At 61.8% G+C, this 9,689-nt stretch carries 8 protein-coding genes and 1 pseudogene; 3 read left to right on the top strand and 6 right to left on the bottom strand.

Annotated features, from left to right (window positions below):
* Window positions 1-184 (top strand): annotated as a pseudogene (locus AC3EDY_RS15555) (IS5 family transposase); the annotation flags it as partial.
* 146 nt (window positions 185-330) lie between these two features.
* Here AC3EDY_RS15555 and AC3EDY_RS15550 read toward each other — a convergent pair.
* From AC3EDY_RS15550 to AC3EDY_RS15540, 3 genes are all read right to left on the bottom strand, one after another.
* Entirely contained in the window at window positions 331-570 is a 240-nt protein-coding gene (locus AC3EDY_RS15550; RefSeq protein WP_488573407.1) for a hypothetical protein, read from the bottom strand.
* Window positions 571-649: 79 nt separating this feature from the next.
* Window positions 650-871: a hypothetical protein gene (locus AC3EDY_RS15545; protein ID WP_488573406.1), complete on the bottom strand. Its 222-nt coding sequence runs from the start codon at window positions 869-871 to the stop codon at window positions 650-652.
* Window positions 872-966: 95 nt separating this feature from the next.
* Window positions 967-3,126 carry a family 1 glycosylhydrolase gene (locus AC3EDY_RS15540; protein ID WP_488573405.1) on the bottom strand — a complete coding sequence of 720 codons (2,160 nt, stop codon included), beginning with the start codon at window positions 3,124-3,126 and terminating at the stop codon, window positions 967-969.
* Window positions 3,127-3,260: 134 nt separating this feature from the next.
* Here AC3EDY_RS15540 and glf point away from each other — a divergent pair, with 134 nt between their 5' ends.
* Window positions 3,261-5,693 carry a UDP-galactopyranose mutase gene (glf, locus tag AC3EDY_RS15535; RefSeq protein WP_488573404.1) on the top strand — a complete coding sequence of 811 codons (2,433 nt, stop codon included), beginning with the start codon at window positions 3,261-3,263 and terminating at the stop codon, window positions 5,691-5,693.
* Between the two features lie 96 nt (window positions 5,694-5,789).
* On the opposite strand, the gene AC3EDY_RS15530 is transcribed toward glf, so the two are convergent.
* From AC3EDY_RS15530 to AC3EDY_RS15520, 3 genes are read right to left on the bottom strand one after another with little or no spacing between them, the layout of a single operon-like run.
* Entirely contained in the window at window positions 5,790-7,124 is a 1,335-nt protein-coding gene (locus AC3EDY_RS15530) for a glycoside hydrolase family 1 protein (protein ID WP_488573403.1), read from the bottom strand.
* A complete protein-coding gene (locus AC3EDY_RS15525) occupies window positions 7,121-8,035 on the bottom strand; it encodes an aldose 1-epimerase (protein WP_488573402.1) in 915 nt (304 codons plus the stop codon). Before AC3EDY_RS15525 ends, AC3EDY_RS15530 begins: the two co-directional genes overlap by 4 nt.
* Complete coding sequence (locus tag AC3EDY_RS15520) at window positions 8,032-9,282, bottom strand: family 1 glycosylhydrolase (RefSeq protein ID WP_488573401.1); 1,251 nt, start codon at window positions 9,280-9,282, stop codon at window positions 8,032-8,034. The genes AC3EDY_RS15525 and AC3EDY_RS15520 overlap by 4 nt, the downstream gene beginning before the upstream one ends.
* 131 nt (window positions 9,283-9,413) lie before the next feature.
* Here AC3EDY_RS15520 and AC3EDY_RS15515 point away from each other — a divergent pair, with 131 nt between their 5' ends.
* Window positions 9,414-9,677 carry a hypothetical protein gene (locus AC3EDY_RS15515; RefSeq protein WP_488573400.1) on the top strand — a complete coding sequence of 88 codons (264 nt, stop codon included), beginning with the start codon at window positions 9,414-9,416 and terminating at the stop codon, window positions 9,675-9,677.
* Window positions 9,678-9,689: the final 12 nt, after the last annotated feature.

Genomic DNA, 9,689 nt, shown 5'->3' with positions numbered 1-9,689 from the left:
AAGCAACCCGGTGCCACACGACCGCGAGAAATACCGTTGGCGCAATCTCGTCGAGCGCCTGTTCAACAAACTCAAGAACTGGCGCCGAATTGCTACCCGCTACGACAAAACCCAAGAGTCATACCTCGGCTTCGTCAATCTCGTCGCCGTCCTACACTGGATACCCTTTGTCCACGAAACCTAGAATGTCGGATGAATTTCGGGCAAATCCGAAATTGGAAACGGGAAGCTTTCGCGACGCGCACAGCGCAGTGACCTCACCAGCCGCATTCTTGACGAACTGGATCACAAGCCAGAGCCGATTTTGCCGCTACATTTGCGTCAACCGCATCAGTGTGCAAGTGCCCGTTTCCCCGGCACGCAAAGCGTGAGCCGCACATTCCGCATGTCCACGATACGCTGCGTTCCCTCGCACAGCGGGCGGACCCAGGCCTTGTGCTGCGAGACATGGACGATCTGATAGACGGCGCCGATGTCGTCTTCCAGACCGACATGATCCCCCGCGCACAGGAGCGCTGGCGCCAGAGTCGCCGATCGCGTATCGAAAGCGGTGCCGGAATAAGGTTTCACGCTGCAGTCCTCTTGCAACAGCAAACCCCATCTGTACCTTTTGTTCCAAGAAATTACCGCGCGGCGCGCGCTAAAGAGATCAGTCGACCAGGCGCAGACGTTCGACCGGCACCAGGCCTTCCTGGCCGTTGGCGGTTGGCCGGACCCATGCCAGCGATCCGGCAATGTGAACGATCTCGAACACAGGGCCCTGATTGCTGCCGATCATCACGCGATCGCCTGCCATCTTGGGCAGGTTGCAACCGGTGTGCAGCGGGACATCGGGGCACAGGAGATCGGGCAAGCTCTTCATGGTCTTCACTTATACCGTTTGACATTAAAGGCTTGATACCAGTTCGAGAAAAAATTGACCATATGCGGCAAAAATCAAGATCATTTTTTCCCAAGGGATTGTGGCTAAACCAACGCACCTGCGAACTTTTCGATAGCATCGGAAAGCGGCGGCATGGGCGCACCTTTTTCGCTGACCAGCGCACTGGCGCGAGGTCGTGGCGCTTTCCACCCCAGCGTCGCACCGGGAACCGCATCGATCAAAGTGTCGTCAAGGCCGCAAGCGCGTGCCACCTGTGCGGCAAATTCGGCCCAGGTCACCGGTTCTGCATTGCTGAGGTGCCAGAGGCCGGTAGCCCCGTCGATGAGCAGATCGAGCGTCGCTTCGCACAGGTCCGGGACGTAAGTGGGCGATACCACGCAGTCCGCGGCCGCAGCAAATCGCTGGCCACGGCGCAGGTTATTCACCACTGCCCTGGCGAAGTTATAGGGATCGTGCGGCGAGAAAAAGGCCGCCGTGCGCACTACCAGATGTTCGCCGGGAAGCGCGACAATCTGGCTTTCCATCAGCCGCTTGCTTTCGCCATAGACGTTGAGCGGTGCCGGCTCGTCGCTTTCGCTATAGCGGATCTGGTCTGCCCCGCCGAATACGAGATCGCTGGAAAAACTGACCGTGCCGATATGGCGTGCGGCACAGGCCTTTGCCAGCGCGACGGCGCCCTGCGCGTTGGCCCGCAGGCAGGCTTCGGGGTGGTCCTCGGCATCGTCCACGCGCACCCAGCCGGCGGCGTTGACCACGGCCCATGGCTGATGACGATCCAGCGCCGCCGCGATGCTGGCCGGATCGTGTAGATCAAGTTCCTGCCGCCGCGTGGCATGGCAGGCAAGATCGCGGTGCGCGCAGGCACGGGCGAGTGCCTGGCCCAGCGTACCGGTGGCGCCGACGATCAGGAGCATACGCCGTTTGCCCCCATCACCGGGCACAAGATGATCGTGCAACGGCGCGGGGCGGCCGACCGTTGCGTGATGCAGCCGCGAATGGCGTCGCCACCAGCCCGCCCCCTGCATCCCGGATGGGGCATCTTCCCCCATCGTCAGGCTTCGCAGCAGCCGGGTCACCGCCGTCGCCCTCGCATTCCCGCCACGCATGTCATAGGCTCCCGCTTCATATAGCCCGGGTGCGGTCAGCAGCGTGTTCCAACCGCTGTTCCCGTAAAGTGCCCAGGCGGTGACCGCCCGCACGTCGACGCCGCGGGTGCGCAAGTCGCTGGCGGTTCTCCAAGCCTCGGCAAGCCAGCGTAACTGTTCTTCGCGCGAGCAGCCATTGTGCACCTCGGTCAATGCAATCGGCAAGCCATAACGCTGCCAGGCTTCCTCCAACGCGCCGCGCAGGCCCCGGCTTGCCGGTTCGAGCACCCGCACGGCCTCGACATCGGCAAAAGCCTGCCAGGCGTTGCTACCATGCGTATGCGCGGGATAGCGTTGCAACCGGTGATCGAGGAAGCGGTCGCTGGTCAGATAGTGGTTGATGCCGATCACATCCGGCGGACAGGGATCGTCCACCAGCGACCGCAGCCGATCCTCGAAACCATACGCGCAAAGACGCCCCCAGAACACGTGGCCAGGGCCTACCCGTCCGCACAGGAGATCCCAGCCCATCCATCGGCGGACATTGTCGAAGCCGGCCTGATCGGCCAGGACCGCGGTGGCATAGGTTCGGCCAAGATCGTCGGTCTGGATCAGCCGTGCGCCCGGGTTGATGCTGCGAATGGCCCGCATGGCGGCCCGCGTGGCTTCAATCTGTGTCAGCAACGCCGTCCAGAACGCGCGCTCGTCCCGCGCGTGCGGATACCAGAGGCCATAAAGCGCCGAGAAGCGGGCCGTCGTCAGCGGCTCATTCACCGGCGTCCAGTCCTGCACCCAGGGATAACGCCGCGCAACCGCGAGGGCATGCGCCGCCAGTCCATCGACCAGGCTGCGGTCGAGCAGCGAGGTATGCCGCGGCCCGCTGCCATGGTGCAGCAGCCCCACGATCGGGCGTATGCCAAGCTCGCGCAGCAGGCTCAGCCCCCTATCGCTCCAACGCCAGTCCGGTTCGTGGCCCGGCTCGGGTGCCACGCGCTCCCACAGCACTGGAAAGCGCAAGGCTTTCACGCCGAGGGAACCGAGCGCGGCCAGATCCTCGAGCCGATCGTGATGACCGGTCAGGATCAACTGGTCGTGGTACGTATCGCCGGTGCGGTTGACAGTGCATTCGGCGCCTGCCCAGAGTTCGAGATCGTTCATCTGCCCGGCCCTTAAATGGTCGATACCAAACCTGATACCCAACAAATAATAATAACAAATGTTTATCTATATCAAACACCGGAACCATGAAGCGCCGGATGTGTTCCCTGATAATGCACATCGGAGAACATATCATGTCATACAAGGCATCGACCTGCGGCGAATTTCGATCGTTCGGCGTTCGATCGTTTGACGACCGCAAGCATGATCCCTTGTTGATCTGCTTCAGTCATCTGCGTTGGGATTTCGTGTTCCAGCGTCCGCAACATCTGATGACTGGCTTTGCCGATGCCTATCGAGTGGTGTTTTGGGAAGAACCGAAGCAGATTGCCGGGCTGGACGAGCCGCGTCTTTCGCTGCGGCCCTGCGCCAAGAGCGGCGTAACCATCGCCTGCCCCGAACTGCCCGACAATCTGGACCAGCGAGCCACTGACGCTGCGCTGCGGGTCCTGCTCGATACCCTGCAGGCCAACCGCGACAGCAAACTGCTGCTATGGTATTATACGCCGATGATGTTGTCGTTTTCGCAGCATCTCGAAGCCGACTGCGTCGTTTACGACTGCATGGACGAACTGGCGAACTTCAAGTTCGCCCCGCCGGAATTGCTGACGCGCGAAGCGCAACTGCTGCAAACGGCCGACCTTGTCTTTACTGGTGGCTTTTCGCTTTACGAGGCCAAGCGGGATCGCCACCCACGCGTTCATCCGTTCCCTTCGAGCGTGGAGCGGGACCATTTCATCGTAGCGCGTGGTGCTGTCGATGACCCGCGCGATCAGTGCGCGCTGCCCCGGCCGCGCCTGGGCTTCTATGGCGTGATTGACGAGCGCATGGACCTGGATTTGCTGGCGCACTTGGCCGACGCCCGCCCCGAATGGTCGATCGTGATGATCGGCCCGGTGGTGAAGATCGAGCTCGCGGACCTGCCGCAGCGCGCCAACCTTCATTATCTCGGCGGGAAATCCTACGGCGAATTGCCTGCCTATCTCGCCAACTGGGATGTCGCACTGATGCCGTTCGCGATTAACGACGCGACCAGGTTCATCAGTCCGACCAAGACCCCCGAATATCTTTCCGCCGGCAAACCGGTGGTTTCCACACCGATCACAGACGTGGTGCGCCATTATGGCGCGATGGAAGGCGTCAGGATTGCCGAACGTGGCGAAGCGTTCATCGCCGCTTGCGAGGAGGCGCTGGCGCTCGCCGGTCACGGCGGCGACTGGCTGGCGCAAGCCGATGCTTTCCTGCTCCAGACGGGCTGGAACGAGACGGTGCAACGCATGCGGGACCTGATCGATGCACAACTGGCCACGGGCCGCCCGCTCCATCCTGTCGTTTCTCCCACGACCTGGCCGGCCGAAGCGCCGGAAGATTACGATGTCATGGTAGTGGGCGCAGGCTTTGCCGGATCGGTCATGGCCGAGCGGCTCGCGTCGATCGGCAAGCGCGTGCTGGTGGTCGATCGCCGCCCTCACATAGGCGGGAATGCCTATGATCGGCTCGACGCTGCCGGCGTGCTGATCCACCAGTATGGGCCGCACATTTTCCATACCAACAGCGCCGACATCTTTGATTATCTCTCGCAGTTCACGCAATGGCGCGCTTATGAACACCGCGTGCTGGCCAAAGTGGACGGCTTGCTGGTGCCGATCCCGATCAACCGTACCACGATCAATGCGCTTTACGGTCTGGATCTGAAAACCGATGCGGCCGCGGAAGCATTTCTTGCCGCGCGTGCAGAACCGGTGCCGGTTATCGAAACGTCGGAGGATGTGGTGATCTCTGCGGTCGGGCGCGAACTCTACGAAAAGTTCTTTCGCGGCTACACGCGCAAGCAATGGGGCCTCGACCCCTCGCAGCTCGACAAGGCGGTCACCTCGCGCGTGCCGACACGCACCAACACCGACGATCGCTATTTCACCGACCGGTTCCAGGCCATGCCGGCCGCAGGCTATACGAAGATGTTCGAGCGTATGCTCGATCATCCCGGGATCGACCTGCTGTTGGGCGTGGATTATGCGCAGGTGCGCGGCGCCTATTCGCACAGGCACCTTGTCTTTACCGGGCCGATCGATGAATATTTCGGGTACCGCTTCGGCAAACTGCCCTATCGCTCGCTGTCTTTCGAACACGAGACGCTGGATACGACGTGGTTTCAGCCCGTGGCCGTCGTCAATTATCCGGACACCGAAACGCCCTATACCCGGATCACCGAATACAAGCATCTGACGGGCCAGGAGCACGAAAAGACCAGCATCACGCGGGAATACCCGCAGGCGGAAGGCGATCCTTACTACCCGATCCCGCGCGAAGAAAACCAGGCCTTGTTCAAACGGTATGAAGCGCTTGCCCGCGCCGAAGAAGACGTCACTTTCGTCGGGCGCCTGGCAACCTACCGCTATTACAATATGGACCAGATCGTCGGACAGGCCCTGGCCACGTTCCGCCGAACGTTCCTAAATTCGGAAAACCTGGAAGCGGGGGTGGAAGCCGGGCCTGTCAAAGCGCCCCCGGTCGTCAAAACGGCAGCAGGAACGACGCGGGCAGCCCAGATCGCCTCGGCCGCCTGATCGCCTTGACATAGAAAGGGGCGGGGCCAACGCGGCCCCGCCCCTATCTCTATTTGCCGTGTTATCGGAGCACCCCTTCATCTGTTCATGGGGCGCTCAAGCAAACGGATTGGGCGGCAGGTCTTCGCGCTGCTGGGTGTAATAGCGGTGGATCTGTTCGCGACGATGGACGGCAAGCGGCTCGTCATACTCCCGCGGCAGGACAATCGGCAGCAGCAGGCACATGCTCTGCGCCGGCAAGAGATGGCGCCACATCAGGATGAGCTGGCGATAGGCCTCGCCGACGGGCCGAATCTTGCGATCAAGATCAAACAGGCCAACCGGGTTCACCTGGCCAGGAACCGCGCCGGCCATGGGACGGCCTGACTCGCTCCAATCGATCTGATCGATCAACGGGAACCATGTGAAGCCCACGAGCGGAATGCCGTTGTTGCGCACGCGCAGAGCGTTGGCCCACTCCTTCCAGAGCCATTGAACCGCTTCCTCGCTCGACATGCCCTGCGGCGCGCTGGTTTCGGTATGCATCACCGGCAGCCGGTAACGCTCGTAATACTGGGTGGAGATGTCATCGTAACCCAGCGTTTCCCCAGCGGGGCGGCGGCTCCCGTTTTCGGCAACCCGGCGCTCGTTGTCGGGGTAGTAATCCGTACCGAGCACGCAATGGCGCCCGAGGCGGGTTTCCATGAAAAACCGATACTCCTGACGGGTCATCCCGTTATCGAGCAGGAACTCATACATCCCCGAGTCCACGCGGTGTCCATAGGTCAGGTCGAGCGAAAGGAACCGCATGGCATTGAGCGTTTCGGCCTCGGCGATGGCGCCGGGCGCATCGGCGTGAAAATAGGATGCTCGCTCGCTCTGGATGAAAATGGCGTCGGGGCGCACGTCGAGGATTTCCAGCATGCCCAGCACGTTTGCCGCGGTAAGGTGCTTGATCGCATTGACGAAGCTGCGGTCGTCCGTTTTCGCTTCGTTGAAAGCGCCCAGCTTGGCCGAGCCGAACGCGGCATGAAATATGGCGCTGACGGGCGTGTAGAGCTGCACCCACGGATATCGCTGCGCAAAAGCGCGGGCATAGCGGGCAAAAAGCCGGGGCAGATCGGGATTCTGGAAATCTCCGATCCAGTCCGGCACGCCAAAGCGGCACAGATCGACAATGGGCACGATATCGTGCTTGCGAACCTCGCCCAGCACGGCATCCGCGTGTCCCCAGTCGAACCTGTCGGGGCCCAGGAACGTGCGGTGGATGGTAGGGCCAAAACGGAGGTAGCGCGTGCCTAGCTGCCGCACCAGTTCGATATCCTCGCGCCAGCGATCGTAATGCCCGGTCTTTTCCATCTGATCGTGGCGTACCCCGTCGATCTTGGGCGCGGTGGAATCAATGCCGGTGGCGAACATGAAGAACGGGTTGAACGGCGGCGGCGAGGTCACGACAGCAACTCCCGGTGCGCGGGCGCGGTTCCTGCTGGCGGTGCAACCGCAAAGCGCACTCGCATTTCGCGCCCCTCGCCCGGGGCGAGCAGCGCGATTCCCAGGTCCCGCCATTCCGCCTCGGGCGCATTCAACGCCGCGTTGGCATGCTGCACCGGTTCTGCCACGAACACTCCGCCTTCCGCAGGCGAATAGACCTGAAAGAACCGGGCATCGGGCGACGAGAACGTGAGGGCCATGCCGTCTGCCCAGACGATGCGCGCCGCGCCGCGCCAGCCACCAAAGCCGTTGTCGAGGTCCTGGCCGCAGACGCGCCGGTTGCGCAGATCGAACCGGCCCGTGGCCGGAACTTTGGCGACAGGCAGGACATCGGCATCGATTGTCCATGCACAATCCACCTGCGTGTCGATGATCGTCTGCCCATCGCACGGGAAATAGGGGTGCAGCCCAAGACCGCAGGGCATGGCCGTATCCGACAGGTTGCGGCAGGCCAGAACGAGCGAAAACCCGTCTCCATCCAGCATGAAGCGCTGGTTGGCTTCATAGGCCCAGGGCCATTCGCCGGGATCGTGGCGATAGGCCAGCTCTGCCCGGTCCTCTCCCCAGGACAGCACTGTCCAGCGCGCCAGCCATGCCTGGCCATGCAACGGGCTGCGATCGGGCGGCATGTTCGGCATCAGCCGGATCGTCTTGCCTTCACAGGCAAAGCTGCCGCCGCGTATGCGATTGCAAAAGGGAACCAGCGGAAAGCTGGCAGCCTCGTTCGCATGGGGCGCCGCCTCGTCGGTTCCGCGCATGATGGCACGGCGCCCGCCCCCGAAAACGTGGTCGAAACGTCCGATGCTTCCCCCCGCTTCCGGCAGGATCGTCAGTTCGAGCGCGCCTGTGCGCAGGACGATGCGCGCGCTCATCGCGGGGCCTGCTGAACAAGAGCCGGCGTGCGGGCCGTGCCGCTCTCGTCGAGCGGCACAACCGGCACGGTAAGGCATACGCTTTGCGTCGGCAGCACGTCGCGCCAGGCGGCAATCAGCGTCTTGTATTCCTGGCCCACCTTGCGGATCTTGCGATTCAGATCATAAAGGCCCAGTGGGTTGACGTTGCCCCTGATCTCGCGAAGGGCGGAGTCCCAATCGGTCTGGTCGGTCAGCGAGTACCAGGTGAAGCCCACGATCGGCACGCCATCGTTGCGCACGCGCAGGACATTGGCCCACTGCTTCCACAACCAGTCCGCTGCCTCGGTACCCAACGGCCCTTCGTTGAGATTGGTTTCGGTATGCATGACCGGCAACTGGTATCGGCGATGATATTGCCGCGTGATCTCGTCATAGCCGAACACTTCGCCCGAAGCGCAGGTCATGCCATCGGCAGCCACGCGATGTTCGTTGGTCTTGTAGTAGTCGTTGCCCATGATGCAGTGATGTTTGAGGCGGTTGTCGAGGAAGAAGTGATACTCCGCCCGCGTCATGCCGTTATCCATCAGGTATTCGTACATTTCGGAATCGACCCGTCGCCCGTAGTTGAGATCGAGCGACAGGAAGCGCTTGGAATTGAGCAGCTCGGCCGGGCGGATCGCCGCGGGATTTTCGGCGTGGAAGTATTCCGACGATTCGCTCTGGATAAAGATCGCATCGGGCCGGATCTCCAGGATCGCCCGCATGGCCAGCACGTTGGCTTTCACGATGTGCTTGAGCGCGGTGACGAAAGCGGTGTCGCTGGAAAGCTGCTCGTTCCACCAGCCATATTGCGCCGAAAACATGGCGCAGATGAACATCTCGTTGACCGGCGTATAAAGCTGCACCCAGGGAAACCGCTCGGCAAAGGCCCGGGCATAGACTTCGAACAACGCGGGAAAATCGCCGTTCTGAAAGTTGCCCAGCCAGTCAGGCACGCCGAAATGGCACAGGTCCACGATCGGCACGATGCCAAGCCGCTTCAATTCGGCAAAGGTAATGTCTGCAAATTCCCAGTCATACCTGCCCGGCGCAAGCCATGTGGTATGGATCGGCGGGCCATAGCGCAGATAACCGATGCCGGTATCCACCACGAGCTGGAAATCCTCGCGCCAGTGCTTGTAATGGCCGCAACTTTCCATCTCGTCGACACGCGTGCGGCCATTGTTGATAGTGGGGACGCTGTTTTCGACGCCCGTGGAAAACATGAACGTGGCGATCGGAACTCTCCCGCATCGATAGGGCGCTTCTCGTGCAACCGACATCTGCGTAGACGGTTCCAACCGGCATCGCGCGGCTTGTCGCCTATCCGGCCCGATACAATTTCGAGTGTTCGCGCATGGGGCCGCTGCCATTGTTGCAACCCGTATTGGAAACCAAGGCATTCAAGGATTTGCTGCACCTACAGGACATTGCCACGATTGCCCGCAGGGGCGCACAACCGCCCGATCATGTGGGGCGGCAAAGCGCCGTGCAGGGACTGGTCGGCGAAGAACTGCTATCCGCAACCGCAGGCACCAAACCCATCGAGCGGGCACTGGCCGATGCCGGACGGTGCGTAAGCACGCTTTATGCCAAGATGCTTCCCCGGACCGCCCGATAGCGTCGGTGACAA

It is taken from the genome of Novosphingobium sp. DS6-6, assembly GCF_057784975.1.
This window is presented reverse-complemented; position numbering and strand designations above follow the sequence as displayed.

Excerpts from the sequence above, each read along its gene's own strand:
- glf (WP_488573404.1), top strand. The coding sequence starts at position 3,261 with ATGTCATACAAGGCATCGACCTGCGGCGAATTTCGATCGTTCGGCGTT.
- AC3EDY_RS15525 (WP_488573402.1), bottom strand. The coding sequence starts at position 8,035 with ATGAGCGCGCGCATCGTCCTGCGCACAGGCGCGCTCGAACTGACGATC.
- AC3EDY_RS15515 (WP_488573400.1), top strand. The coding sequence starts at position 9,414 with ATGGGGCCGCTGCCATTGTTGCAACCCGTATTGGAAACCAAGGCATTC.
- AC3EDY_RS15520 (WP_488573401.1), bottom strand. The coding sequence starts at position 9,282 with ATGTTTTCCACGGGCGTCGAAAACAGCGTCCCCACTATCAACAATGGC.
- AC3EDY_RS15540 (WP_488573405.1), bottom strand. The coding sequence starts at position 3,126 with ATGAACGATCTCGAACTCTGGGCAGGCGCCGAATGCACTGTCAACCGC.